Origin of the sequence: Saccharopolyspora aridisoli (assembly GCF_004348445.1) — a bacterium.
Lineage (GTDB): Bacteria > Actinomycetota > Actinomycetes > Mycobacteriales > Pseudonocardiaceae > Saccharopolyspora > Saccharopolyspora aridisoli.
Map to the genome: position 1 here is coordinate 128764 of NZ_SMKV01000013.1, position 26472 is coordinate 155235.

General features: G+C 68.4%; 23 protein-coding genes and 4 tRNA genes. 13 read left to right on the forward strand and 14 right to left on the reverse strand.

All coding sequences use genetic code 11. The features are described 5' to 3' along the window. Window positions 1–184 precede the first annotated feature (184 nt). Both E1161_RS13015 and E1161_RS13020 read right to left on the reverse strand, forming a co-directional pair. On the reverse strand, window positions 185–1570 hold the full coding sequence (locus E1161_RS13015) for a hypothetical protein (RefSeq protein ID WP_235874996.1): 1386 nt from the start codon (window positions 1568–1570) through the stop codon (window positions 185–187). A 401-nt stretch (window positions 1571–1971) separates the two neighbouring features. Then, window positions 1972–4557: a glycoside hydrolase family 78 protein gene (locus E1161_RS13020; protein ID WP_132623033.1), complete on the reverse strand. Its 2586-nt coding sequence runs from the start codon at window positions 4555–4557 to the stop codon at window positions 1972–1974. A gap of 330 nt (window positions 4558–4887) precedes the next feature. On the opposite strand from E1161_RS13020, the gene E1161_RS13025 reads away from it, so the two are divergent. Beyond that, window positions 4888–6171 (forward strand): MFS transporter, encoded by a 1284-nt coding sequence (locus E1161_RS13025; RefSeq protein ID WP_132623035.1) that lies wholly within the window; start codon window positions 4888–4890, stop codon window positions 6169–6171. Between the two features lie 122 nt (window positions 6172–6293). Further along, a complete protein-coding gene (locus tag E1161_RS13030) occupies window positions 6294–6518 on the forward strand; it encodes a hypothetical protein (RefSeq protein WP_132623037.1) in 225 nt (74 codons plus the stop codon). A 122-nt stretch (window positions 6519–6640) separates the two neighbouring features. Here the strand turns inward: E1161_RS13030 and E1161_RS13035 are convergent. The 4 genes from E1161_RS13035 to E1161_RS13050 form a co-directional block, all read right to left on the reverse strand. Next, window positions 6641–6715 (reverse strand) — tRNA-Val (locus E1161_RS13035). A gap of 1 nt (window position 6716) precedes the next feature. Further along, a tRNA-Cys gene (locus E1161_RS13040) sits at window positions 6717–6788 on the reverse strand. Window positions 6789–6834: 46 nt separating this feature from the next. Continuing rightward, window positions 6835–6907, reverse strand: a tRNA-Gly gene (locus tag E1161_RS13045). A 135-nt stretch (window positions 6908–7042) separates the two neighbouring features. Continuing rightward, the gene (locus E1161_RS13050) at window positions 7043–7468 is read right to left on the reverse strand and encodes an SsgA family sporulation/cell division regulator (protein ID WP_132623039.1); all 426 of its coding nucleotides are present in this window, start codon (window positions 7466–7468) and stop codon (window positions 7043–7045) included. Window positions 7469–8213: 745 nt separating this feature from the next. Here E1161_RS13050 and E1161_RS13055 point away from each other — a divergent pair. The 3 genes from E1161_RS13055 (at window position 8214) to E1161_RS13065 (ending at window position 11025) form a co-directional block, all read left to right on the forward strand. Beyond that, window positions 8214–8810 carry a TIGR02611 family protein gene (locus tag E1161_RS13055; RefSeq protein ID WP_132623041.1) on the forward strand — a complete coding sequence of 199 codons (597 nt, stop codon included), beginning with the start codon at window positions 8214–8216 and terminating at the stop codon, window positions 8808–8810. A 57-nt stretch (window positions 8811–8867) separates the two neighbouring features. Next, window positions 8868–8939: transfer RNA gene (locus E1161_RS13060), tRNA-Val, on the forward strand. Between the two features lie 991 nt (window positions 8940–9930). Beyond that, complete coding sequence (locus E1161_RS13065) at window positions 9931–11025, forward strand: hypothetical protein (protein ID WP_132623043.1); 1095 nt, start codon at window positions 9931–9933, stop codon at window positions 11023–11025. A gap of 657 nt (window positions 11026–11682) precedes the next feature. Here E1161_RS13065 and E1161_RS13070 read toward each other — a convergent pair. After that, window positions 11683–11973 carry a YrhK family protein gene (locus E1161_RS13070; protein WP_132623045.1) on the reverse strand — a complete coding sequence of 97 codons (291 nt, stop codon included), beginning with the start codon at window positions 11971–11973 and terminating at the stop codon, window positions 11683–11685. Between the two features lie 189 nt (window positions 11974–12162). Then, a complete protein-coding gene (locus E1161_RS13075) occupies window positions 12163–13185 on the reverse strand; it encodes a LacI family DNA-binding transcriptional regulator (RefSeq protein ID WP_268951386.1) in 1023 nt (340 codons plus the stop codon). Window positions 13186–13432: 247 nt separating this feature from the next. Between E1161_RS13075 and E1161_RS13080 the strand changes: the two genes are divergently transcribed. From E1161_RS13080 to E1161_RS13100, 5 genes are read left to right on the forward strand one after another with little or no spacing between them, the layout of a single operon-like run. Next, the gene (locus E1161_RS13080) at window positions 13433–14620 is read left to right on the forward strand and encodes a sugar ABC transporter substrate-binding protein (RefSeq protein ID WP_165939777.1); all 1188 of its coding nucleotides are present in this window, start codon (window positions 13433–13435) and stop codon (window positions 14618–14620) included. 11 nt (window positions 14621–14631) lie between these two features. Continuing rightward, window positions 14632–15519 (forward strand): carbohydrate ABC transporter permease, encoded by an 888-nt coding sequence (locus E1161_RS13085; RefSeq protein WP_132623051.1) that lies wholly within the window; start codon window positions 14632–14634, stop codon window positions 15517–15519. Between the two features lies 1 nt (window position 15520). After that, window positions 15521–16321, forward strand: a complete 801-nt coding sequence (locus E1161_RS13090; protein WP_132623053.1) for a carbohydrate ABC transporter permease — start codon at window positions 15521–15523, stop codon at window positions 16319–16321. A gap of 14 nt (window positions 16322–16335) precedes the next feature. Further along, window positions 16336–17055, forward strand: a complete 720-nt coding sequence (locus tag E1161_RS13095; RefSeq protein ID WP_235874997.1) for a ThuA domain-containing protein — start codon at window positions 16336–16338, stop codon at window positions 17053–17055. Further along, window positions 17052–18089, forward strand: coding sequence for a Gfo/Idh/MocA family protein (locus tag E1161_RS13100; RefSeq protein ID WP_207920223.1), 1038 nt, complete (start codon window positions 17052–17054; stop codon window positions 18087–18089). The genes E1161_RS13095 and E1161_RS13100 overlap by 4 nt, the downstream gene beginning before the upstream one ends. Before the next feature lie 643 nt (window positions 18090–18732). On the opposite strand, the gene E1161_RS13105 is transcribed toward E1161_RS13100, so the two are convergent. Both E1161_RS13105 and E1161_RS28685 read right to left on the reverse strand, forming a co-directional pair. After that, on the reverse strand, window positions 18733–19143 hold the full coding sequence (locus tag E1161_RS13105) for a hypothetical protein (RefSeq protein WP_132623059.1): 411 nt from the start codon (window positions 19141–19143) through the stop codon (window positions 18733–18735). Next, window positions 19140–19613 (reverse strand): hypothetical protein, encoded by a 474-nt coding sequence (locus tag E1161_RS28685; RefSeq protein WP_408011985.1) that lies wholly within the window; start codon window positions 19611–19613, stop codon window positions 19140–19142. Before E1161_RS28685 ends, E1161_RS13105 begins: the two co-directional genes overlap by 4 nt. A gap of 257 nt (window positions 19614–19870) precedes the next feature. On the opposite strand from E1161_RS28685, the gene E1161_RS13115 reads away from it, so the two are divergent. Together E1161_RS13115 and E1161_RS13120 are read left to right on the forward strand one after the other, a co-directional pair. Further along, window positions 19871–20365, forward strand: a complete 495-nt coding sequence (locus E1161_RS13115; protein ID WP_207920224.1) for a GNAT family N-acetyltransferase — start codon at window positions 19871–19873, stop codon at window positions 20363–20365. Between the two features lie 28 nt (window positions 20366–20393). Beyond that, window positions 20394–20711, forward strand: a complete 318-nt coding sequence (locus E1161_RS13120; protein WP_207920225.1) for a DUF1801 domain-containing protein — start codon at window positions 20394–20396, stop codon at window positions 20709–20711. Between the two features lie 97 nt (window positions 20712–20808). Here the strand turns inward: E1161_RS13120 and pip are convergent, their stop codons facing one another. The 4 genes from pip to E1161_RS13140 form a co-directional block, all read right to left on the reverse strand. Beyond that, on the reverse strand, window positions 20809–21774 hold the full coding sequence (pip, locus tag E1161_RS13125) for a prolyl aminopeptidase (RefSeq protein WP_207920226.1): 966 nt from the start codon (window positions 21772–21774) through the stop codon (window positions 20809–20811). A gap of 64 nt (window positions 21775–21838) precedes the next feature. Then, the gene (locus E1161_RS13130; RefSeq protein WP_132623065.1) at window positions 21839–22210 is read right to left on the reverse strand and encodes a DUF742 domain-containing protein; all 372 of its coding nucleotides are present in this window, start codon (window positions 22208–22210) and stop codon (window positions 21839–21841) included. Window positions 22211–22219: 9 nt separating this feature from the next. After that, window positions 22220–22645 (reverse strand): roadblock/LC7 domain-containing protein, encoded by a 426-nt coding sequence (locus E1161_RS13135; protein WP_132623067.1) that lies wholly within the window; start codon window positions 22643–22645, stop codon window positions 22220–22222. 27 nt (window positions 22646–22672) lie between these two features. Further along, window positions 22673–24949 carry a sensor histidine kinase gene (locus tag E1161_RS13140; RefSeq protein WP_235874998.1) on the reverse strand — a complete coding sequence of 759 codons (2277 nt, stop codon included), beginning with the start codon at window positions 24947–24949 and terminating at the stop codon, window positions 22673–22675. A gap of 325 nt (window positions 24950–25274) precedes the next feature. On the opposite strand from E1161_RS13140, the gene lhgO reads away from it, so the two are divergent. Further along, window positions 25275–26468, forward strand: coding sequence for an L-2-hydroxyglutarate oxidase (gene lhgO, locus E1161_RS13145; RefSeq protein ID WP_132623069.1), 1194 nt, complete (start codon window positions 25275–25277; stop codon window positions 26466–26468). Window positions 26469–26472: the final 4 nt, after the last annotated feature.

Below are 26472 nucleotides of genomic sequence, written 5' to 3' on the forward strand. Positions count from 1 at the left end.
GCGGTTGCAGCGGCTGGGGATTCGAGAGAACGATCTCCTGCTCAACGGGCAGCAGCGCGCGGAGCCAGTGCATCTGCCGAGGTGCCTTCCCGATGACCGCGAAACGTCGCTAGGTCGACCGCACTGGTCCCTCGAAGCCGAGAAGCCGACGCAGAAGATGAGGCAGACCTGCCTTCGAGGTCGCTCAGGGCTTCGCGGCCTCCAAGGTGAGGTGCATCGGGGGCCCCAGCGGGGTGGAGATGGTCCAGAACGGGTCCGGACCCGGTCCTTCCGCGACGCGCAACAGGTAGTCGATCTCGCGAGGTTCGGTCGGGACGAAGTGGTGGTAGTTCACCCGCAGCAACGCCGCGGTCAACGGCCCTGCGCGGTCGATGCGCTCGGCGATCTCCGGGCCGAGGTAGCCGCGGTCGGAGAACCCGTCGACCATCCGGCACCGGCAGAAGTACACCAGCGTCCCCAGCTCACCCGGGCTGGTCACCGTCGCCTCACCGACGCGCCGACCGACCTCGGTGCCGATGCGGGCGTAGTCGGCCGCGCTGCCCCAGTTCGTCTCGATCGGCACCGTCCGCCACGGCACACCCTGCCCCACGGCAACCCACACCGAGGGCACCACCAGCACCACACCGGCCAGCGCCACCAGCGCTCGCCGGCGCATCCGCGCAGCCACCAGCCCCAGCAGCCCACCGAACGCGATCGTCGTGCCGATCAGCGACGGCGCGTAGTACCAGTGGTACGGCGGCACGTCCAGGCGCATGTACACGAGGTAGTGCGCCACACCGCCAAGACCGAGCACCACCCACGGCCAGGCGCGATGTGCCCGCCCGGCGATGTTGGCGCACGCAAGGACGAGCAGGCTCCCCACACCGCACACCGCGGGCAGCAGCGCCACCAACGTGGGTCGTGGCGCCAGCTCGTGGAGCATGCCCAGCCCGTTGTCGAAGCTGTACTCGCCCCACGACGCCTGCAACTGCTTGATCACCATCGTGTCCGGCACCGCCGAGCCGAAGTAGAACCAGCTGAACGCGAACCACGGACCAGCGACGGCACCAACCGCCACGAACCACTTCCACCACCCACGCCACAGCCCCGGACAGAGCACCAACGCCGTCACCACGAACACCACGAGATCCAGCCGGGTCAACGCCATCGCCCCGGCCGTGACACCGAACAACCACGGCCGCGAACCCGAGGCAGACGCCAACAACACCGCCAGCAAAGCGGCGGCCAGCGTCATCTCCAGACCCACCGTCGACAACAGCAGCGGATTCAAACCGACCAGCACCGCAGTCATCACGCCGGTCCAGCCCGGAAGACCACGATCCAGAGCACTCCGCCGCAGCCCGAGCACCAGGACCACAGCGGAAGCGACGAACACCACGCCCAACGCCCACACCGGACTGCCCACCAGCAGCGTCAGCAACGCCAGCACCAGCACGTTGCCCGGCGACGTCGCCGAATTCGCCACCTCACCCGGGATCATCCCCCACACGCCCTGCTCAACCACGCTCCGCGCGTAGCTCAACGTGATGTAGGAATCATCCAGCAACCCCTCCCGCACCAACCAGAACACCGCACAAGCCAGCACAACCGCACCAGCGACTACCGACCACGGCCGGCTCCGCCTCAGCCCAGCCACATCCGGCGCCTCGGGCGAGCGCTCCTCCTCGACCAGCACCTCGCCTCGTCCCCCATCCCCCGCCACGACCAGCGGTCAGCGCGAAGCGGACGAAGCCCTCCCCAGCACAGGACCGACGCCCACACCTGACATAGCGGCGCACACCGTACTGATTTCCCTGGCGTCAACACGCCAGAACTGGGAACGGACACCCGCAGATCACCTGAACGAGAACGCCCTCGGCACGTCAGCCGTCCACACCCACCGTCCCCAGCCATCGAAGTGCGCAGTTCTGTCCGGCGTGCTCGATGCCGATGACACTCGGAGTCCGGGGACGCGGCTTCCTCCGGCCTCGGTCAGGCCGGTCGGTCGCGCGACATCGGGCAGGTGTGGACCGCTCCTCCGGAGCGGAGTTCGCGGGTCGTGCCGTCGGGCAGGTGCAGCACGGCGGTGCAGTTGGCGGGGACCGCGGTGCGGACCGCGAGCGTGTCGTCCTCGATCGACCAGTCGATGGCGACGCGCCCGTACGGGCCGTCGTAGGCGCCTCGTGCCCAGGTGAGACCGCCGCCGGGTCGTGGTGCGAAGCGGATTCGCCGCCAGCCCGGGACGGCAGGGGCGAGGCCTGCGATGGTGTTGTGCATCCAGTGCGCGACAGCTCCGAGCGCGTAGTGGTTGAACGAGGTCATCTCTCCGGGGTTGACCGTGCCGTCGGGCAGCATCGAGTCCCAGCGCTCCCAGGTGGTCGTCGCGCCCATGGTCACCGGGTACAGCCACGACGGGCAGCCGCGCTCCTGGAGCTGGCGGTAGGCGACGTCGAGCCCACCGGTCGACGACAGCGCCTCCGAGACCAGCGGAGTACCCACGAACCCGGTGGAGATCCGGTGATCGGCCCTGACCACCAGATCGCGCAACCGCTCCCCCGCGCGGGAGCGCGTTGCGGGGTCCTCCAGGATGCCGAAGGCCAGCAGCAGCGCGTAGCCGCACTGGGATTGCTCGGTCAACGCGCCCTCGCCGTCGGTCCAGCGGTCCCGGATGGCCGCGCGGACCTCGGAGGCGAGCGCGCCGTAGTGCTCGGCGTCGTCCGCACGGCCCAAGACCTCCGCGATGCCGGCGAGCCGGCGCGCGGAGTGGGCGAAGTAGGCGCTCGCCACCAGTTCCCGGTCGGTCGTGGCCGCGGCCGGGTCGTCCGGTGGCGCCGCCGGATCCAGCCAGTCCCCCAGCTGGTGGTCGCCGGTCCACAGCCGGTCGTCACCGCAACGGCGGTCGAGCAGGTCCACCCAGGCCTTCGCGCTGTCCCACTGGCGTTCCAGCAGCAGCCGGTCACCGGAGGCCACGTAGAGGTCCCAGGGCGTGAGCACACCGGCATCGCCCCACGCCGCGATCGGATCGCTCATGTCCCACGACCCGGCGTCGTCCAGCGTGGGCACGAACACCGGGACCGCACCGTCGTCGTTCTGCTCGATCGCCAAGTCGCGCAACCACGACGACAGCATTCCCGTCACGTCGTGCAGGAAACCGGCCGTGCGCGCGAAGACCTGGATGTCGCCGGTCCAGCCGAGCCGTTCGTCGCGCTGCGGGCAGTCGGTGGGCAGGTCCACGAAGTTGCCGCGCATCGACCACAGCACGTTGTCGTGCAGGGTGTTGAGGTCCGGGTCCGAGCACGCGAACCACCCCGTTCGGCGCAGATCGCTGTGCAGGACGCGCGCTTCGAGCTCCAGGACGTCGAGGACGGCAGGCGGAGCGGTCACCTCGGCGTAGCGGAACCCGTGGAAGGTGAACCGCGGTTCCCACTCCTCGGTCCCGCGCCCGGCCAGGACGTAGCGGTCGGTCTGCGCCGCCTGCCGCAGCGGACGGGTGCAGATCTCGCCGTCCTGCAGGACCTCGGCGTGCCGGATCACGACCTCCTGCCCCGCCTCGCCCCGGACCGCGATCGCGAGCCGTCCCACGAGGTTCTGGCCGAAGTCCACCAGCAACCGGTCCGGGGCGCGCCGCTCACCGCGCGCCGGGCGCACCACGCGCGTCCGGCGCACCGGCGGCCCGTCGGGGGCGACGAGCGTCGCCGGGTCGCGGTCGAACACGTGCACCGGGTTCCATCCCGAGTCGTCGAACCCCGCCTCGGACCAGCCGTGCGGGACCTGCCGGGCGTCGAAGGTCTCGCCGTCGTAGATCGACGAGGACAGGATCGGGCTGGGAGCCGCGACCCATCCGGGGCCGGTGGCGATGATCTCGCGGCCGCCGTCGAAGTAGGTGAGCTCCAGCTGCGCGATCAGCGACTGGTCGGTGCCGTACCGGTCGCGAGCGCCGCCGCGGAACCCGATCCGGCCGCGGTACCAGCCATCGGCCAGCCATGCGCCGATCGCGTTGTCCCCCTCGACGAGCAGGTCGGTCACGTCGTGGGTTCGGTAGCGCAACCGCTGCGAGTACGTGCTCCAGCCGGGCGACAGGACGTCGTCGCCGACCCGCCGCCCGTTGATCTCGGCCTCGGCCAGGCCGTGCGCGGTCACGTACAGCCGGGCCGACGCGATCGGGCCGCGCAGCGAGAACCCGCGCCGCACCAGCCAGGGACGGCGCTCGGTGCCCGGCTCCCCCGGGTCGCCGCCGACCGGGACGGCGACCCAGTCCGCTGCTGTCAGGCCGCGTTCGACGACCGCGGGTTCGCTCCACTCGGAAACCCCGTCGCCGTGCACGCGCACCCGGACGCTCGCCGACTCGCGGGGCGCGAGCGGGGATTCCGGCCAGGGGCGGTAGCGGGACTCGTCGTCGCTGAACGGTCCGTGCTTCGCGACCCGATCACCTCGGGTGATCTCGAGTTCGTAGGCGCGCTGGGCCCAGCCGGCCGGAGCGGAGGTGGTCCAGGACAACCGAGGCGCGTCGGCGCCGATCCCGATCGGTTCCCGGTGGTTCTCGATGGTCGGGGCGTGGGGGATGACGCTGTCGATCATGGCATCGAGGTCCTTGTCTCCGCGTCTTCGTCGACGTGCGGCAGGGGTTGTCCGGAGGCCCTATATTGAAAGCTTTCAATTCGAACCGTAGAGGCTCGAACCCCCACCGACAAGCACCGATCTGCGCCGAGCTTCGCCGCCGCGCGAGGAGCTTTGCCTTCCAATGCACTTTCACTTAACGAAAAGCAGTGGTTCGATTTGTTGACACGTAGTCCGGATCACATCACTATGCCATGAAACGATTCATCAACTCCCGTGCTTCGGCGGCCGTGGACCCTCCCACGAGCAGCGAAGCGCCGCTCTGGTCTGGCCATCAAAGGAGATTCGCCCATGACCACCCCGGCTCTCACCGCTCGCGACTGGACCCGGTCCACCGTCGCGGGCATGGCGTCCTACCTGGACGCCGCCGCGATCGTGTCCACCGGCACCGCGCTGGTGCTGTTCCAGGAAGACCTCGGGCTCGACCCGCTGCAGATCGGCGTCCTGTCGTCCCTGCTGACGCTGTCCATCGCCGCCGGCGCGCTGACCGGGGGCCGGCTCGGCGACCGGTTCGGCCGGCGAACCGTGTTCTCGCTGACGATGGCGCTGCTCGCGATCGGCGCGGGCCTCCTAGCCGCCGCGGCGGGCCCGATCATGCTCTACCTCGGCGTCGTGCTGATCGGCTACGCCTCCGGAGCGGACCTACCGGTCTCGCTCGCGCTGATCGCCGAAGAGGCACCGCCCGGTCAAGCGGGCAAGTTGGTCGGGCTCTCACAGGTCCTGTGGTTCGGCGGCATCATCGCCACGCAGCTGCTGAGCATCGTCGTCGGTGACCTCGGCAGCATCGGCGGACGCGTCCTCTACGCCCACGTCGCGGTGGTCGCGGTCGTGGTCCTGCTGCTGCGCTTGCGGGTCCCCGAATCCTCGAAGTGGGTCGCCTCGCGGGAGGAGCTCACCGAAACCGGTTCACGCCACAGCGCACCGAGCCTGCGCGAGCTCGTCACCGGACCACACGTGCTCCCGTTGCTCGGACTCATCACCTTCTACTCGCTGGTCAACATCGTGGCCAACACCAAGGGGCAATTCGGAACATTCCTCTACGTCAACGTCGCGGGCTCGACCGTGGCGGTCGCCTCGACCATCAGCGTCATCACCCAGTGCCTCGGCGTGCTTCTCGCGGTGTGGTTCATGCGGATCGTCGACGGGCGAAACCGGCTGCGCTGGTACCTGTTCGGGGCCACATGCTATGTGCTGGCGATGGCCATCGTCGCGGTCTTCGGCATCACGGTCTGGAGCCTGGCCACCTCGGCGATCTTCAGCGCCATCGGCGGCGCCCTGGCGTTCGAGGCGATGCTCAAGATCTGGTCCCAAGAGGCCTTCCCCACGCTGCTGCGCGCCACCGCGCAAGGCACCGTCGTCGGCGCGGCACGGGTCGTGGCGGCCCTCGCCGCGGTTGCCACACCCACGCTGATGACCAACGCGCCACGCGCCACGTTCGCCGTCCTGATGGGCGTGGTGTGCACTGGACTGATCGCGGGCATGTTCGTCGGCCGCACTGTGCAAGAGCACAACCACCTCCGCGACGACGACACCAACGCGCCGGTCGAGGCGGAACGGAACACCGAACGCGCCTAGGTCGACGTGCAGCCCGCACACCTCCCGGTGAACCCGTGTGCAGTGCTGGTGTGCCACAGGCCCGTCCGGGGCGGCTCACGCCGCGAGCAAGGGCGAGGTCTCCGCGAAAAGACACCACGCAGATGACGTCGACTCCCAAGCAGGTCCTGGAGCATTGCTTGTTCGCTGCGACGTTCAACAACTACGTGGAGATCGAGAAGTGGGTGTCGGGACTGCACGATGACTACGCCGATTCGATCGTGGCGTCGGTCTTCGCCGTGACCGAAGACCAACTTCAGTCGTTGGAAAACAGTTGGGTGGGATTCGTCGCCTCGCTGCGGTCGCTGAACGCGCGCAACTCCCGCTGAGGATTCCGCAGCTTCGAGCCGCCTGGCAACCGATGAAGACCCAATCGCCATTTCATCGCCATTCGCAAGCTAAAACGGCCCCGCTCCTTGGAGGAGCAAGGCCGCTGAGCTGCACGAAGAATTGGTGCGCGATACTGGGATTGAACCAGTGACCTCTACCGTGTCAAGGTAGCGCTCTCCCACTGAGCTAATCGCGCGAGGCGGAGGCGGGAATCGAACCCGCGTACAGGGCTTTGCAGGCCCTTGCCTAAGCCACTCGGCCACTCCGCCGGACTCCGCATCCACACCGAAGCCGGCTGGAACGCCAGAGAACCAGAGCGGATGACGGGACTCGAACCCGCGACCCTCACCTTGGCAAGGTGATGCGCTACCAGCTGCGCTACATCCGCCTGCTGCGACATCTCGGCCCGGTTTCCCGGGCCTGTCCGCCGCGTTGCAATGAACTCTAGACCACGCCCAAGATCGGGATCAAAGGGGGTCCCCACTCCGCCTGGTCGCAACCGGGCAGAGCGGTTCTGGCCTGATCAGCCCATGTCGAAGGGCAGCAGGCGGGTGAGCGCGTCGTCGACGTCGACCCACAGGTTCTCGTTGCCTGGGACCACCACGTCATAGGTGCGGTCCAGGAAGTCGGCGAGTTCCTGCGCCGAAGCCTCGAACACGGCGTGACCGGACGGCGAGCTCAGCTCGACGGCGACCACCTCCGGGTCGTCGACCGCCGGGCGGATCGTCACGTCGCCCTCCCCGGCGTGCGCGATCAGGCCGTCGGCCAGCAGATCGCGGGCGAAGACCCATTCGACCCATCCCGCGCGGCCGGTGCGGAACGCAGCCACCACGGCGTAGGGGTCCTGGGTGTCGTAGCGGAGTTCGACCTGGACCGGCACTGCGGGCGCTTGCGGCGCCAGCAGATCGAACACGGCCGTAGAACGGAGTGTCACGTGATCATTACGCATTGTCCTCCCCTTCCTGCTCCCTCCCGGTCCGCTTATCGACCGAGCAACACAGTTGTGACGCCTCATCGGGCAGATTTACTCGCGACTCCCGCATAGATCACCCGGTCGGGCCATGCCCGAATTCACTGGGCGACCAAGCGAGTGCACTCCGTGGTCGAAAATCCGGGGTCGGGGTGGTCGCCGGTTCCGTCCGATCCTCTTTCGATCTGACGGGCCCGTCGCCCACGCCGGAGACTCGATCCGTCGCGAACTCTGCCGATCAGAGCGGCCGGCCCAAGGGACCCGCCTCGCCCAGTGACCAACCATCGTTACGTTCGGTAACTAGGTTGACTGTGTCCGAGCCCGGTCTGCAGATCGGTCGCTCACGCCCGGTGAATCCCGCCTCCGCGTACCGGCTGACCACCGGGTTCTCGCTTCGTCGGGTTCGCCTGACGTGACTCAAGAATAGGCGACGAAGGGCCTTCGCATTTTCCCGAAAGCGCCGTGGATGAGATGTCCACCACGAGATGTCACCGTTTCGGGCTAATGGTCTTCACCGCGTCGGTTACAGCGCACGCACGGCACCGAACGCGCGGTCGAGGGCCGGCTCACAGTGTGACCAGGATCGAAGGCGGACACAGGGTCCAAAGACCCGGCTCACGACGAACCGGACAGTGGTTCCAGTCACAATTCAGTCACAGCATCGCTCGGCGAGCACCCGTCTGTCCGCTTGACAGCAAACCGCTGTTCACCGGACCCGGGAACAATGCCGGCCACCGAGTCGTCGGCGCCGCGACCCACTGCACCACCGGCCGCCGACTCCGACCGTATCCTGAAACACGCGAGCCCGACGAACGCCCTTAGGTGGACAGCCCTGAACGATCACACCGAGCCGGAAGCCCGACAAGCCGGTACGGAACCGGGCGACCACGAGCACACCAAGCACCCGCGCCTGCACGCGCTGCGTGAGCGCCTGCGCGGTTACCGCGCGTACGTCCGCCGCCGCCGGACCCTGAACATCACCTACCGGGTCGTTCTCGGCGTGTTCGGCACGGTTGTCCTCGTCGCCGGACTCCTGATGATCCCCTACCCGGGACCGGGATGGCTGGTGGTCTTCGCCGGCCTCGGCATCCTCGCCACCGAGTTCCACTGGGCGCACCGGGTCAACACGTTCGCCAAACGGCACTACCAGCGATGGATCCACTGGATGGGCCGTCAGAACCTGGCCACCAAGCTCACGATCATGGCCGCCACCGGCCTGGTCGTCGTGGTGACGCTGTGGCTGCTGGGCATGTTCGGCACGATCGGCGGCTGGCTCGGCTTGCGCTGGACGTGGTTGGCCTCCCCCCTGTTCGGCCCCTAGGAACGATCGTGTATTGTTCTTCTCGTCGCCGGGAACGGCGAACGAACAACAGAACAAGGGCGATTAGCTCAGGGGGAGAGCGCTTCGTTCACACCGAAGAGGTCACTGGTTCGATCCCAGTATCGCCCACATCTAGTAGATGGCCCTGACCAGCATGGACAGGGCCATCTGCTTTTTCGTGGATGCCCGCAGTGCTCTTTTGGGGTTCACTCGGTACCTAAAGTGGCGCCTATTCTGGGTCTTCTCATCGCTGTTCGCGTTCTCGAAGCACCTACCGGTACTGAGCCGGCAGAGCTCGTAGGAATTGCACGATCGCGTCCCTTCATCCGCCGCTTGCCGATGACCGGCAGCACGTAGTAGCGCACGAGGTTCTTGTAGTTGGTGCGGTCGTGCTTCCGTGGTGGTTCGCACGTACGGGAACCACGATTCGAAGAAGGTCGGTAGAGACGGTTCGCCGTGAGGGCTTCACATACGTTCGGACACCGGCGCGGCACGTGCTCTGAGCATCGCGGGCAATTCACACGACGACACCGCAGGACGTAACGTGGAAGAAAGCGTTCTCTCCCAGCCTCATTGAGGCGCACGTCGTCGAATGGGTTTGCGGCTTCAACGCACGCTGCCTCCGCACTCGTCATCGACAACCCTTCCGACGGAGTCGACTCCACAAGCTACGGAGTTGTGCCTCGAAGACCAGCGGCTCTGAAGCGCCGCGTCGGCCTCGCGTGGCCAGGAACGTCAACCGAGCAAGGGGAGCCGCCCAGCTCGGACCACCTGCTCAAGGCGGGAATTTCCTCCACACCAGCCAGGCAGGAGGGCTATCCAGAAGGCGCTAGGCGCGCGAATAACCAAGGCAACCGCGTGAAGACCGAGACGTGCGCGATCCGGACCGCGGAGAGGTGCAAGTGGTCTAGCGTGGCCGCCACCTGCCGGGCCCGGGACCGCTCGGCGACTGCATCTGCGAGGCCCCACGGTGTCTCCGTACCGCTCAACGAGGCTGGCGATGCGAGCTAGCTGCCCCAGCTCCATCGCCACCAAGTAAGGCTGCGGCAGCTCGGCCGAGCGGATGAACTTGAAGCCGTTTCGAGTACGCCGGCCGCGCCAGCTCCCTATGCTGTTGATCATGAGTGCGTCTGTGAGCGAGTTGCCGCTGTTCGCCGGTGCATCCGAACCACCTGAACTCGGTGTTTATGCACGGGTGGCGTACGAAATCGTTGATGAGGAGCAGTACCCGAAGGAGGAAGACGCGTTCGAGCGTGCGGGTGCCCCAGCCTTCCGCGTAGCGCCGTTGCTCCGGCTGATCGGGGCACGTGGCGCACGGAAGCTCATCGTCGGGCGGATTCGCATCGCCGTGACGACCGAGGCCTCCCCACAGGTCACCGTGGTCTTGAGCGCTGTGTGGTCCGAACGCGACGGGTGGACGCAGGTACGGGATGTCCTGGCTCATGCCGACGATGCGCTGGCCGCCTCATTAGCCGATCCTGCGCACCCGGTCCGTGGCGACGAGCAGACGGTGGCCGCGATCCTCGCCAAGGCCATCGCCGAGTCGTCACACAACGAACTGACCCGGATCCGCGCGGTGAGGTACGAGCTGGAGCGTCGCCTCGCCGACCAACTCGCCAGCCGCCGCAGCGAGTCTATGCGCCCCCTGCTCGCGGAGGCGATCGAGTTGTCGATTGCGTTCAACCGGGCCCGCGACCAGGCCCGCGCCGTTATCCGCGACGGTCTCTGGCTCTGGCTCTGCGATGAGGAGGCATACCAGCGCAGCCGGGTCGCTCCCGCCCCCGGACCAGACGCGCCCACCTCGGTGCGGATGCACCACAACGCCCTACGGCACTGCGAATCCATGAGCACGCTCCTGGAAGAGGAGACCTCCCGCCTCCACTCCTTGCTGGACAGCCTGTCCACTGTCTCGGTAGCCCAGGACGCGGAGGCTCAGCAGAACTTCAACCTGTTCGCCGCAGCCACTGCGGCCGGGTTGGGGCTCCCGGCACTGATCCTGTCGTTCTACGGTGCGCAATCCTTCCTTCCGCTGAACACCGTTGATCGTGCGTGGCGAGCGCTGATACCGATCGGGGTCACGACTCTGGTCGCCGTGGTAATCGCCCTATACCGGATGCCGAGGCGCGCACGCCCCACGCACTACGTGGTCGGTGCTCTGTTCGTCGTCGCCCTAGTCGGCGTGCTTGGTGTCGCCGGAGCTCTCGCACCCCGCTAGCTGGTCACGCTGGCGATCATAGGCGCGGTTGCGTGGGCCTTTGGCCCGTCCTGAGCTGAGAACAACATCCACCTCCAACGAAGGGCGTGATCCCCGCTTGTCCGTCCACGAGATTCACATCGAGCTCCACGGCGACGATGAGGTGCGGTACGAACCGCCCGAGCGAGTCTTCAATGTCTGTTGGAGAGAACGCATATCTCCAGGTCCAGCCCTGTGACGCAAAGGGCAGGCTGTGAGATCGAGTCCCCGAGCGACGCGTGCGGCAATAGTGCTCCAATTACCGTGGGGGCGCCGCACCCAAGCGCGCTAGATGCGTTCACTCCGACGTGGAAGCTGATTCGTGGGAGCCGTGTGGGGCCAAGCCAGCCCAACAGCCCAAAGCAGGCCAGCAAAGAATGGAAGCTCTTAGATGGCTGCAAAGAGCGCATAACTGTCTTGACCGGGTCGGGGCAAACAGGGAGTCCTCGTTGTAAGGGCTTACCGCGGGCTCACCGGGACCTGGCGCGCCCGAGCCGGGCACCCAAGCCACAGAGATTCTGGTCAGAACTCCAACCGGAGGAACGACCACGGTCATTCTCATTCGCCCCGCGGGCCGAAGTCAGCAGGTAGTCGGCATCAGATCAGCGAACCGATGCCGCCGTCTTCGGGTGAGAAGCGCTAGAAGTCCTGGTCCGATTCATGTGCGGCGGCGCGATGGAGGCGGCGCAGGTGTACGTGCCGGATCATGCGGATGGTGGGGCGGATCGCCAGTTCGATGCTGCCCAGCAGGAACATCCAGGTGCCCAGGTTGAACATCGCGGGGTGGAAGAACATGATGCTTCCTGCGATGAACCAGATCGCGACGAGGATGTCGTTGAGGATGCTGGCCGTTTCGTAGCGGTGGCGAAGCAGGAGTTCTCCGTGGCCGATGTGCCACCTGCTGGGCGTAGAGGCGGTGGGATCGCTCATGAGGTCCAGTGTTGAGCGGGGCTGCGGCTCTGGCGAATCGGCCCGGACGATCGGGTTCGGTCCCCGGGCGGTCTCCGCGACGCTGGCATTCGGGTGAGTGGACGATCTGTGCAGGAAGTGAACGAGTAGCCGATCACCCCACCCCGAGGGCGGTTCCGTCCTCTGCCGCCTACTCCTCCACGGTGCGGGTCAGCGCCGCGGTGCAACGCTCTTGCCCGGGCTGATCTGCGGCGTCAGCAACCGGGTCTCGGGAGTGCTCGAGCCCTGCAGCGCGCGCATCGCCAGTTCCACGGCGATGCGCACCATGTCCTCGGTCGGTAGCGGGACCGTGGTCAACGGGACCTCGCGGTGCGCGGCGGTGTCCTGGCCGACAGCGACCAGCGAGATCTCGTCCGGCATGTGTCGTCCGCGGTTGCGCAGCTCGGCGAGCACGCTGCCCAAGGCCGCCTCGTTGTGCACGACCAGGCCGGTGACCTCGGGGTTCTCAGCGAAGAGTTCGTCCAGACACCTTCCGACCGCCTCGTAGTCGGGTGCGCAGGAGCGCATCACCGCGTTGAGCCCGCGCGTCGCCTCCTGGAAACCGCGCAGGAACCGCCCCGCGAAGCTCGTTCCCCGCTCGTAGACCACGGGCGGCGACCCGATCAGGCCGATGTCGGTGTGCCCGGCGTCGGCCAGCTCGGCCACGCACCGCTTGGCGGCCGCGGCGAAGTCCAGGTCCACGCACGGCAGCTCGCCGGGGTCATCCGGTACCCCGATGAGCACCGACGGCCGGGAGAGCTCGCGCAGCACGGGGATCCGCGGATCGTCCGACTGCACTTCCATGACCAGGAACGCGTCGGCCATCGCCGAGTTCGCCACGCGCCGCAGCCCAGCCGGACCCTCGTCGCTGGTCAGCAGCAGGACGTCGTAGTCGTGGCGGCGGGCGGTGGTAACCACCGAGGTCACGAACCGCATCATCGCCGGCATGTGGATGTCGGTGCGCAGCGGCATGACCAGGGCCAGCACGTTGGTGCGGCTGCTGGCCAGAGCCCGCGCACCGGCGTGCGGGTGGTAGTTGAGCCTGCGGATGCTGGCTTCGACGCGCCGCTGGGTGTCCGCCGAGATCGACCGCTTGCCGGAGAGCACGTAGGACACCGTGCTGGCCGAGACCCCGGCGTCCTCGGCGACGTCGGAGATGGACACCATCTGATCCTCCCGGCAGTCGAAGCGCATCGACAGTTGTTGAGATTTTGCAGACTAGGGCTGTGGCGCTCGCGAATCAACCTCGTTGGCCTACCTGATGTCCTTGGCGTCGAAAGGCTTGACTGCAAGCGCGGACCGGCGCAAAATCCGCAGCCGTTCCAGCCGAAGAACCTTCGAAATGTTCGATCCGCACTGTCGAAACGCTTCGACGAACGACTCTTGCAACGACGCAATTGGAGGACGTGTGCGAACGCAGGCGCGAACCCGAAGACGAACGTTGGCGGCCGCCGTGCTGTGCGCGCTGGTGGCCTCCGGCTGCACCGCAGGTCGAGATCCCGAGCAGCTGACGTTCATGGACTACCACGGCGAGGAACCGATGCGTTCGGCGATGGACGCGCAGCTGGCCCGGTGCGGCGAGGAGATCGGTATTCGGGTGCGGCACTACAGCGTCACCGGCGACCAGTTGGTGCCCAAGGCGTTGCGGATGGCCTCCTCCCGGTCACTGCCCGATGTGCTGATGCTCGACAACCCGGATGTGCCGGAGTTCGCCACCACACAGGCGCTGGTGCCGCTGAACCAGGTGGGTGCCAGCGCCGACGGGATCGCGCCGAACATCGCCGAAACCGGCCGCTACCAGGGCGAGCTCTACGGTGTCGCGCCCACCGTCAACGCGCTCGCCCTCTACTACAACCGCGACATCCTGGAACGGGTCGGCGCGCGACCGCCGCAGACCTGGGAGGAGCTCGCCGCCACCGCGCGCGTCCTCACCACCCCGCAGCACCGCGGGATCGGGTTCAGCGCCTACGCCTCGTTCGAAGGCGCCTACCAGTTCCTGGCCTTCCTGTGGCCGGGCGGCGCCGACGAACGCGCGCTCGACTCACCGCAGGCCGCCGGAGCGCTGCGGCTCTGGGTCGACCTGGTGCGCTCCGGTTCAGCGCCGCAATCGGTGCTGAGCTGGGAACAGGGCGACGTGAAGAACCAGTTCACCGCGGGCAACCTCGCGATGATGGTCAACGGCAGCTGGCAGGCCGCCGAACTGCGCAAGACCCCGGGCCTGAACTGGGGAGTCGTGCCCATCCCGGTACCACGCCTCGGGGACCCACCGGCAACCGCGCTCGGCGGCGAGGTCATGACCATCCCGAAGACCGAACCGTGGCGGGAGCGCAAGGCCGCCGATCTCGTCACCTGCATGAACACCGACCGCGCGCAGATCGCCGTGGCGAGCGCCGCTGATCGGGTGCCCAGTCGGCCGGAGGCCGCCGCGCAGCTGCGCCCGCAGGCCGAGGACATCGAGGTCTTCTACGACACCGTCGCGGTCGCGCGCGCTCGCACCCAGCACCTCGGTACCCGCTGGCCGGACACCGCCAGGGCGATGTGGACGGCCATCCAATCAGCGATCTCGGGCAACGCCACGCCAGAGCAGGCGCTGAAAACGGCTCAAGAGCAGGCGAACCCGGGCTCGTGAGGAGGAAGGCCATGAAACCGTCTGCGCGCTCGGTCGCAGCCAAGTGGGCCTTCCTCGCCCCGGCTGCGGTTTACCTCGCCGCGTTCTTCGGCTATCCACTGATCAACAACGTGATGATGAGCTTCCAGCAGTACTCCGCCGCGACGTTCTTCACCGGCGAGGCTCCGTTCGTCGGCTTCGCCAACTGGCAGTCCGTCTTCGGCGACCCGGTGTTCACCCGTTCCGCGGTGAACACCGCTGTTTTCACCCTCGGCTCGCTGCTCGGCCAGTTCGGCTTCGGGTTGCTGCTCGCGCTGTACTTCCGGCGGAACTTCCCGTTGTCCCGGTTGTTGCGCTCGCTCCTGCTGCTGCCGTGGCTGGTGCCGCTGGTGGCCGCGGGCACCGTGTGGCGGCAGGTCCTCGACCAGGAGAGCGGGATTCTCAACACCTTCCTCCACACCACCGGGCTGGTCAACGACAGCGTCCCGTGGTTGAGCAGTCCGCAGACCGCTCTGCTGTCGGTCGTCCTGGTCAACATCTGGGTCGGGATCCCGTTCAACATGGTGATCCTCTACGGCGGACTGCAGGACATCCCCGACGACCTCTACGAGGCCGCATCCATCGACGGCGCCGGCCGGTGGCGCACCTTCCGGGCCATCACCTGGCCGATGCTGCGGCCGGTGGTGACCGTCGTGCTGCTGCTCGGCTTCATCGCCACGGTGAAGGTCCTCGACATCATCCTCGTGCTCACCGGCGGTGGGCCGGCGAACTCCACGGAGTCGCTGAGCACCCAGGTGTTCCAGAACTCCTTCATGAACCTCGACTTCGGCCGCGGCGCAGTGGTCGGCAACGTGCTGATGGCCGCGTGCCTGGTCTTCGCGGTGATCTACCTGCGCGCCACCCGTCAGGAGGTGCGTTGACATGCGCGAGGTGACCCTCACCGCGGTGGCGGTGCTGATCGTGGCGGTCCTGCTGTTCCCGCTGTACTGGATGCTCAACATCGCCTTCCAACCCGGCCAGAGCCTCGCGGCGCTGAGCCTGGTGCCAACGCACGTAGGATTCGGCGGTTTCACCACGGCGCTGCGCGAACAGGGCGGTTCGATCGTGACCAGCCTCGTCGTGGCACTCGGCGCGGCATCGCTGTGCCTGGCGGTCTCCGCGCCGGCCGCCTACGCCCTGGCCCGGTTCCGGCTCCCCGGCACCCGCTGGGTGCTCTTCGCCGCGCTGGTAGCGCAGATGGTGCCCGACATCGTGGTGGCGAACGCGGTCTACAACGCCTACGTCGACCTGCGGCTGGTCAACACCGTGCCCGGCCTGGTCCTGGCCGACGCCGCGCTCGGCATCCCGTTCGTCACCGTGCTGTTGCGCGCGTTCATGGCCGGGCTGCCCGGTGAAGTCCTGGAGGCCTCGATGGTCGACGGCGCCAACCGTGCCCGCACGTTCCTGACGATGGTGCTGCCGATGAGCCGCAACGCGCTGATCACAGGCGGGGTGTTCGCGTTCCTGTTCGCCTGGAGCGACTTCCTCTTCGCGCTGACGCTCAACACCACCGACGACGTCACGCCGGTCACCTTGGGCATCTACGACTACCTCGGCGTCGACGTCACGGATTGGAGCGCGGTGATGGCCACCGCGGTCCTCGCGTCGCTGCCAGCCGCGGTGCTGCTGGTGTTCGCCCAGCGGCACATCGTTTCCGGGATCAACGGCGGTTCAACCAAATGACGGGAAGGAAGTCAATGCGGGTCACGGTGTGGAACGAGAACGTCCACGAGACCACCGAAACCGAAGTCGCCGAGCGCTACCCGGACGGGATCCACGGCGCGGTGGCCTCAGCCATCACCGACCACCACCCGGAGGCGGTGGTGCGCACGGCGACCCTGGCAGACCCCGAGCACGGGCTCACCGAGGAGGTGTTGGCCGACACCGACGTGCTGACCTGGTGGGGCCACAAGGCGCACGAGGAAGTCGACGACGCGGTGGTCGAACGCGTGCAGCGCCACGTGCTTTCCGGGATGGGTCTGGTGGTGCTGCACTCCGGACACCTGTCCAAGGTGTTCCGGGCCCTGCTGGGCACGACCTGCAACCTGGACTGGCGCTGCGAGCGGGACCGCGAGCTGGTGTGGACCGTGGACCCGGCGCACCCGATCGCGCAGGGCGTTCCCCACCCAGTCGTGATCGACCAACAGGAGATGTACGGCGAGTTCTTCGACATCCCGGCACCCGACGAGCTGGTCTTCATCAGTTCGTTCAGCGGCGGCGAGGTGTTCCGCTCCGGCTGCACCTTTCGACGCGGCCACGGCCGGATCTTCTACTTCAGCCCCGGCGACCAAGCATTCCCCGTCTACCACCACGCCGACGTGCGCAAGGTCATCGCCAACGGAGTCCAGTGGGCCGTGCCGACCCGTGAACGCGACCTGCCGGCCCTGCACAACCGGCCCGCGGGGTGGTTCGCGTGACCTTTCGAACCATCCCTGGCGAGGGGCCGCTGCGGCTGGTGGTCGTCGGCGCCGGGGAGATGGGCCGCACCTGGTTGCGCGCCATCGTCGAAAGCCCGCTCGCCGACGTCGTCGGGGTCGTGGACGTGAACGAGGCCGCCGCGCACGCAGCCGCGCCGGCCGGTGCCATCTCGGGAACTCCCCTGTCGGAGGTGGCGCGCCGGTGCGCGCCCGACGCGGTGCTCGACGTGACCGCGCCCGCCGCGCATCTCACGGTCACTCTCGAAGCGCTGGAGCTCGGTCTGCCGGTGCTCGGCGAGAAGCCACTGGCCGCGACGCTGCCAGAGGCGGTCAAGCTGGTGCGGGCGGCCGAGCAGGCCGGCGAGCTGTTCATGGTCAGCCAGAACCGGCGGTTCCACCCGGGGCTGTGGCGGCTCAAACGTGAGATCTCCGCGCTCGGCCGGGTCGGCATCCTGACCCACGAGTTCTTCAGGGCACCGCACTTCGGCGGTTTCCGGGAGGTCATGGACCACCCGCTCGTGCTGGACATGGCGATCCACAACTTCGACGCCGCCCGCTTCCTGCTCGACGCGGATCCGGTGGCGGTGTACTGCGAGGAGTACAACCCTCCGTGGAGCTGGTACGCCGGGAACGCGGCGACCACAGCGGTGTTCGAGATGACCGGCGGCATCCGCTTCGTCTACACCGGGTCCTGGTGCAGTCCCGGCCAGGAGACCTCCTGGAACAGCAACTGGCGCGTCTCCGCGGAGTCCGGCACGGCCACCTGGGACGGAGCTGGAGCCCCCCGGACGGAGCCCACCGACGGCCAGCTCCACCGGGAACACGACGATGAGCAGGCGGGTGATCGCGGATACCCCGGCGATGACCTGCACGGGTCACTCGCGATGTTCGTGCGGGCGCTTCGCGGTGGTGTGGTTCCGATGGGCGAGTGCCACGACAACCTGCAGAGCCTCGCGATGGTGCACGCCGCCATCGCCTCGGCGGAGTCCGGCACTCGCGTCTCGGTCGCGGAGGTGTTGCGAACGGCCGGATGAATCCGGTGCAGACCGGGTGCCAGGTGCTCGAGTCCGGAGTTGGCCTCTGGCAGGTGGCCCGTCGGAGAACTCGAGCACCTGTGCACCGCAGAAGCCACCCACCGTTCACCTCCTACCGCGGAACCTCGCGTCACTGCTCAAGTCCCCGTCCGAGGAGGTGACCAACCACGCTCCGAGGGTCAGATCTGAAACCGCAGCTGACGGAGCTCGGCCGCGTCCGCGCACGGAGATCGCTCCTGGGCGGTACACGTCCCCGGCGTGGCTGTCACCGCAGTGACACGCGCGATGGGTGACCGCTTGCCGGGAATGCCCGGACGACATGCCGAGCTGCGGGCCGCTCGAGCGCCCACGGCGTGCGCGGATGTCACCTAGGACAGTGTGCCGCACTGGAACCCCTACCGGCTCGAAGAGCGTGGGACACCGGCGACGGTGCGCCAGGCATGCCCCAACCCGCGGTCCACCCGCGATACTCGGTCAGGCACCGAGCTGGCGCGGCAGTCGCCGGAACAGGAATTCCCGTGGTCCTGGATCCGACCGCTGTTCTCGACAGGACAACTCGTGACCAGCATCATTGACGTCGGATGATGTTGGGAACAGGCTGATCGCATTCCGTCCATCTCAGCCATGCGCGATGATGCGCGGCCTAGCGCGTGGTGGCGGATGCTCTCACCGCGTGCAGGATCAGTCGGACCGCGCCGACGTGGCCGCCCGAGGTGAGCAGGGCTGCGCGGTAGGCACGCCCGGTCAGGCCCTGGAAGTCCGCGTACGAGCGTGCGACGAGCAACGTCGATTCGCCCTGCTCCGGTGAGGCGGTGAGTTCGAAGCGGAGCAGATAGGTCGCGTACCGGTGCCGCCCGGAGAGGTCAAGGCGGTGGCCGGGCTCTTCGGCTGTCACGACGAAGCCGTTCGGCGGGTTCGCGCCGAGGATCCACGCGATGGGCCGACCCCGGCGGCGGATCTTCTCCGCGTGGTCCAGCACGGCCTGCCAGACCCGGTCCCTGGATGCGGCGATCAGGACGTGGTGATCATCGAGGTGCGCAGGTTCCGACGTCATGCGCCGAGTATCGCGCGAGGACTTCCGTGAGCCCTCGGCGGTTTCGACCTGAACACCGCCGTCACGGCCCGAGCCCGGCTCTGCGGCGGAATCTGGGCTTGGCGCCACCGGCGATCGTCCTGGGCTCGGGTGGCGCTGGCGTTCCTGCTCGCGGGGTGGGCGCACTGGGCGGCGCTGCTGAGCATCGACGCGTATCCGCAAGCCTGGTACTTCGCTCCGCTGTTGGCCCGTTCCGCGCCGTCCGCGTCAATCGTCATCGCCCGGATCGGTGGCGTGCTCTGCTGCGCGGGAAGGGCGCTGCTCGCCGCTGTGTCCCTCGTCTGCGCCGGTCCGGCGCCGTGGACGGCGATGCTGCTGGTGTTCAACATGGCGCGCAGCAGCCAGTACCTGGCGATCGGTGAGAAGAACTCGTTGCCCTCAGGGTCGGCGAGGACCACCCAGGTGACGTCGGGCGACTGGCCGACATCCACGCGGCGGGCGCCGAGGGATTCCAGGCGCCGCAGTTCGTCAGCGTGGAGCGGTCCTCGGCGCGGAGGTCCCAGTGCAGGCGGTTTCTGGGGGTCCTGGGCTCAGGCACCTCGAAGACAGGAAGCGGCCACCTCCCACCTTCTCGGTGCCGCGGGCATCGATGGCGACAGCGGCCAGTCGACTGGGCAGCGCCGAGTATGACCAGCGGGCCCGGGTTCGCGCTCGAATTCCGTTGTCACAACGCCCGCAGGGTCGAAAGATGTCGGGCATGGACGAGATCTCGATCCGGCCGGCCGGGCCCGATGATGTGGTGTTCCTCGAAGACATGCTGGTCGAGGCGGCGAACACGCCCAGCCATCCTGGTCGGAGCCGCGCTGAGGCGCTCGCCGAACCGGCCGTCGCGCACTACGTCGAGGGGTGGCCGCGTGCTACCGATCTGGGAGTGGTGGCGGAGCGCTCCGCCCGCCCGATCGGGGCCGCGTGGCTGCGGTACTTCGACGAGGCCGCGCCCGCCTACGGTTTCGTCAGCCCGGACGTCCCAGAGCTGGCGATCGGTGTCGATGCCGCGAGCCGGGGCGGCGGAGTCGGCCGGAAGCTGCTGCGATCGCTCTTCCACTCCGCGAGAGCGCGGGGCATCGACCGCATCAGCCTCAGCGTCGAGCGCGCGAACCCGGCCGCGCGGCTCTACGTGGCCGAGGGGTTCACGGTCGTGGATCGCCGCGAGCACGCCGACACCATGCTGCTGACGTTCTGAGCAGCGAGCAGGGTGTCACACTCCCCTCATGGCCGGACCGACCACGATCGACGAGCACCTCGGTGCGTTCCCCTCGGCCGCGAACGCGCTGCTGGAGCAGCTGCGGCGGCTCGCCGGTGAGGCGGTTCCGGACGCGACCGAGGCGATCAAGTGGGGCAATGCCGCATGGGTGCACCCCTGGGGGGCGATCCTGTTCGGGCTCAGCGGCCGCCAAGCACGTGGACTTCGCGTTCACCCGAGCACGGAGAGCCCTTCGAAGCCGACCTGGCCGACTTCGACACCGGCAAGGGCACGGTGGAACCACCCTGTGACCAACCGGTTCCGGAGGACCTCCTCCGCCGCGTGATCACCCACCGCATCCACGAGCACGCGGCGTGCTGGAACTGGTGGACCTCTGGTGCGGAAATGCCCTGCAACGCCCGCACTTCGCCCGGAGCGCTCGATCAGCTCGCGTAGTGGTCTGTGGCGTTGACCAGGGCGTCGAGGATTCCCGGTTCGTCGTAGGCGTGGCCCGCGTCGGTGATGATGTGCAGGTCAGCCTGCGGCCAGGCTTGGGCGAGCTCGAAGGCGGTGAACGGTGGGGTGATGACGTCGTAGCGGCCGTGAACGATGGTGCCCGGGATGCCGTGCAGGCGGTGGGCGTTGGCGAGGATCTGTCCTTCGGCGAGCCAGGCGCCGTGCACGAAGTAGTGGGTTTCGATGCGGGCGAAGGCCGCGGCGAACGCGGGGTCGCCGAAGTTCTCGACGAGCTCCGGGCGCGGCAGCAGACCGATCAGACTCGCCTCCCAGCGGCTCCAAGCGATGGCGGCACGTTCGCGGACCTCGTCGTCGGGGTCGTGCAGCATGCGGTGGTAGGCGCGCAGCACGTCGTCTCGCTCGGGTTCGGGCACCACCGCGAGCAGGTCTGCCCAGTGGTCGGGGAACAGGTTGGCAGCACCGCCCGCGTAGAGCCAGTCCAGCTCGGACCGGCGGCATGTGAACACGCCGCGGAGCACGAGTTCGGTGACCCGCTCGGGGTGGGTTTCGGCGTAGGTCAGCGCCAGGGTGCACCCCCACGAACCGCCCAGGACCAGCCAGGACTCGATGCCGAGGTGTTCGCGGAGGCGCTCGATGTCGGCGACCAGGTGCCAGGTGGTGTTGCTGCTCAAGTCGGCACCGAGGACTCCCGCGTCAGGAGTGCTGCGACCACACCCGCGCTGGTCGAACAGCACGATCCGGTAAGCGTCGGGGTCGAAGAGGCCGCGGTGGGCCGGCGAGCAGCCCCCGCCGGGGCCGCCGTGCAGGAACACCGCGGGCTTCCCGTCCGGGTTGCCGCTCTCCTCCCAGTGGACGAGGTTGCCGTCGCCGACGTCGAGGTGGCCTGAAACATGGGGTTCCCGCTGCGGGTGGAGAGCGCGCACGCACGCCATCGTGCCCCAGCGGCCGGCGGCGCGGGGTGGTTTCCGGCCGGCCGGGCGTGATCACGGGCGCCGGTCAGAGGCGCCGGACGCCATCCAGGACCGCTTCCAGGAGTTTGCGGTTGGGTCGCTGGGCTTGACGGGACGCCTTGTCCGTGACGAGGTCACCGCGGTCGATCAGGTCCGACACCAGGACCTTGGCGACCACGATGGGCGTGTCCAGGTGCGCGGCGACCTCGGCGATGGACATCGGGCGCACGCACAGGCGCAGGATCTCCTCGTGCTCAACGGAAATCCCGCTGCGATCGGCACCGCTCCACGACGTCAGCAGCTGGGTGGCGACGTCGAGTTCCGGTCGTGCCGGGCGGGTGCGACCGTGCACCATGGCATACGGTCGCACCAGCGGCCCGGACTCCTCGTCCAGCCAGAGCTGGCCGTCTTCAGACATGGAGCGCCTTCACTGCTGGCGCAGCTGCGACACGGCATCCACTCTCGGGGCCGAGCTCAGGTACTCGCCGACACGGATCACCATCAGGTTCATCTCGTAGGCGATCATGCCCACGTCCGCGTTCTCGTCGCCGAGCAGCGCCATGCACGCACCGGCACCCGCCGCGGTGACGAACAGGAACGCGGTGTCCAGTTCCACCACGGTCTGCCGGACTCCACCACCGCCGAAGTGCCTGCCGGTCTCCTTGGCCAGGCTCTGCAGCGCGGAGGCCATGGCCGCCAGGTGGTCGGCGTCTTGCGGGGTCAGTCCCTCGGACCTCGCCAGCAGCAGCCCGTCACCGGAGAGCACCACCCCGTCGCGGGCGCCCACGACCCGGTTGACCAGGTCGTCCAACAACCAGTTCAGGTCATCGTCAGAACCGATCTGTTCGCTCATTCCTGCGCTGCTCCTCGAATCGTCGGGTCAAGCTCGGTCGCGGCCGCCGGCCCGGCGCGCATCCAAAGTTCCGCGTTGGAACGCCGACATGGTGCCACGGGTCCGCTCCGGCTGGAGCGCCGCAGTGCCCTGCGCAACTCCGCCGTCGGGTTCGTCGCGCAGCTGCGGCGCCAGGTTCTGCTGGCGGTCGCGGCGCGGCAGCTCAGGCCGTTCAGCGTCGGGATCGTCCGACGGGAAGCGCGGTTCGAACTCGGCCACGGGCTCCTCGATCGCGCTCACCGGAGCGGTCCGCGCCTCGCGGACCACCGACTGCCCGGTGGCACGTTCACGGGCCTTCTCGGCCAACTGCGACATGCTCTGCTTGTCGCCCTGCGCCGCCTCTTCGGCGACGATGTGCGGGGGCAGCAGCACGAATGCCACGGTGCCCTGCTCCTCGGCCTCGCGGAGGTCGACCTCGATGCCCCGGCGAGCCGCCAGGCGAGCGACCACGAAAAGCCCCAGCCGCGAGTCCCCGCGACGCGTGATGTCCTCGAAGCGAGGCGTGGTGGCCATCAGGACGTTGGCCTCGTCGCGGTCGGCGGGGCGCATGCCCAGGCCCTCGTCCTCGATCTGGATCAGCACGCCGCGCGGCGTATCGCTGCTGTAGACCTGGACCTGCGAACGAGGCGGCGAGTAGGACGTGGCGTTGTCCATCAACTCGGCAAGCAGGTGGATCACGTCACCGACCGCCGCACCGACCAGCGAGAGCTCCGGTGCGGCGTGCACCCGGATCCGGTAGTAGTGCTCGGTTTCGGCGACCGCGGAGCGGATCACGTCGATCAGGCGCACCGGCTTGCGCCACTGCCTGCCGGGCTTCTCCCCTGCCAGGATGATCAGGTTCTCGGCGTTGCGCCGGGACCGGGTCGCGAGGTGGTCGAGCTGGAACAGGCCTTCCAGTCGTTCCGGGTGCTCCTCGCTGCGCTCCATCTTGTCCAGCGTCTTGAGCTGGCGGTGCACCAGGCCCTGGTTGCGGTGCGCTATGCCGAGGAAGACCTTGTTCGCGCCTTCCTTGGCCTGGTTCTCCTTCACCGCCGCGACGACCGCGGTGTGGTGGGCGGTGTTGAACGCGTCGGCGACCTGGCCGATCTCGTCCGCCCCGTAGTTCAGCGGGGTCAGCTCGGCTTCGATGTCGAGCTCTTCGCCGTGTTCGAGCCGCTCCATCACGTTGGGCAGCCGCTCGGTGGCCAGCAGCAGGGTGTCGTCGCGCAGCCTCTCGAGCCGCCGGACGAGCACCCGGTTGACCAGCACTCGCGCGTTGCGAGCGGCCAGCAGGATGCCCAGCAGCATCGCGGCGAGCGCGACGAGGCTGCCGACGATCAGTCCGATGAGGTGCCCGCTGGCGTTGCTCACCGCCATCAGCGCGCCGGAGCGGACCTGCTCGACGGCGACGGCCGTGAGGTCGCTCGCGACCTGAGCTGTGCTCTGCCGCCAGGCGGCCTCGTCGACGGCGAAGCGGCCAGGACGCTGCGGCGGGTGCCCGATGAGCTGGTCCTCCAGCTCGGCGACGCGCGCCCAGGCCGGGTCTTCCCGCAGCCGCTTGGCGATGTCTCCCGCGCGCGGCTCGGCGGCGGGGATCTCGGCTTCGAGGGTGTTGCGGTAGGAACCGACGAGCTGGGCGAACTCGAGGTGGGCGGCGGTGCTGAACTCGCCGTCGTCGAGCGCGGCGGTGCCGACCGAGGCCGCGCGCGACATCTGGTCGGCGGCGCGGAACAGCTCCGTGCCCACGTGCCCGGCGTGGCCGCTCTCGGTGTCGGCGACGGTTTCGGTGTAGGACTCGAACACGTCGAGCCCGGCGTCGAGGACCTCGTTGTAGTAGTCCAGAACCTCGGTGCGGCTCGCCTGATCGGATTCGGCGCGCTGCCGCTGCTTCGGCAGCGGGGCGAGCAGCCCGTCCAACGACTTGATCTTGCCCGCGACCTCCGGGGAGGCGGATTCGCTCGCGACCCGCAGCGTGCGGCGCATCTCGGCGACGGTGCGGTCGGTCTTGGGCTGCTGGGCCGCCAGGGCGGTCGGATCGGCTCCTCGGTCGCTGAGCAGGTCGACGACGAGTCGCCGCTCCTCCTGCAGGGCCGCGAAGGCGTCCGCGGCCGGGATCGCCGCGTCGCGGATCTCGGTGGCGACCACCCGGGAGTGGAACCCCTGGTAGATCGGCACAGCCGAGAACGCCAGCCAGATGGCCAGCAAGATGATGCTGGGCGCCAGCCCGACGCGGGTCAGGCGGGCCCGGATCGTCTTGTGCTCACTACCCGAACTGCTCCACGTCACAGCGCCTCGTAACCGTCGAACCGGTCGCGGTTCGGCGCACGTTCGCCGGAATCGCGACTCAACTCAGCAGGGCTCCGCGACCGGGGATGCGGCGCGGAATTCGGCATCAGCATGAGGCACGCGAGTTCGGAACTCACTGCTCGTGACCAAGCCGATACCACTGTCAGCGTCGAACATCGTTCGCCCGACAGGATGAACGAACCCTAGCACAGGGTGATCTTGAGCCCCGATCGCCCAATTCCGAGGAACAGGCGAAAGAGGATCTTCCGGACGATTCGAAACGTCGAATCTGGAATCCGAGCATCCGAGCGCGCAGGATGGCGGCATGACCAACGACGTGGCGATCATCGGCGGCGGGATCGTGGGCCTGGCCACGGCTCACGCGCTCATCGAGCAGCAGCCCGACCGCCGGATCACGGTGCTGGACAAGGAACGCCACTGGGGCGCGCACCAGACCGGCCACAACTCAGGCGTCATCCACAGTGGACTTTACTACCCGCCGGGCAGCGCGAAGGCGCGGTTCGCACGAGCCGGCGGTGAAGCGATGTACCGCTTCTGCACCGATCACGGAATTCCCGTGCGGCGCACCGGGAAGGTTGTGGTCGCCACTTCGATCGATCAACTGCCCCGACTCGCCGAGCTGCAACGGCGCGGCACCGCCAACGGCGTGCAGGTCAGCGAACTCGACCAGATCGGACTGCGCGAACGCGAACCCCACGTGCGCGGGGTGCGGGCGCTGCTGGTCCCGGACGCGGGCATCACCGACTTCGCCGCGGTCAGCGAGAGGCTCGCCGAACTCCTCGCCGAGCGCGGAGTGGACCTGCGACCCGCCACCGAGCTGCTCGGTGTTCGCCGGGACGGCTCCGACCTGGTGCTGCTCACCGATCGGGGTGAGGTCCGCACCCGCCGGGCGGTCAACTGCGCGGGGCTGCACAGCGACGCCGTCGCCGAGCTCGCCGGGACCACGCCGCCCGCCCGCGTCCTGCCGTTCCGCGGCGAGTACTACGAGACCACGTCCTTCAGCCGCGACCTGGTCAACGCGTTGGTCTACCCGGTTCCGGACCCGGCGTTCCCGTTCCTGGGCGTGCACCTGACCCGCATGATCGACGGCAGCCTGCACGTGGGCCCGAACGCGGTACCGGCGCTCTCGCGCGAGGGTTACCGCTGGGGCTCGATCTCGCCGTCCCACCTGCAGCGCCTCGCCACCGACCCGGGGCTGCGGGTGCTGGCGAAGAAGTACTGGCGCACCGGCGCGACCGAAATCGCCCGCTCCGCGCTGAAACCACTGTTCCTGCGGGCCGCCCGCACCCTCCTGCCCGACCTGCGCGGCCACCACCTGCTGCGCGCCGAGGCCGGCGTGCGCGCTCAGGCCGTCACCCCCGACGGCACGCTCGTCGACGACTTCCTGGTGGTGGAGGACGAGAACTGGGTCCACGTCCTCAACGCCCCCTCCCCCGCAGCGACCGCGTCCCTGCTGATCGGCAAGGACATCGCCGCCCGGCTGCGGTCCCGGGACTGAGCGC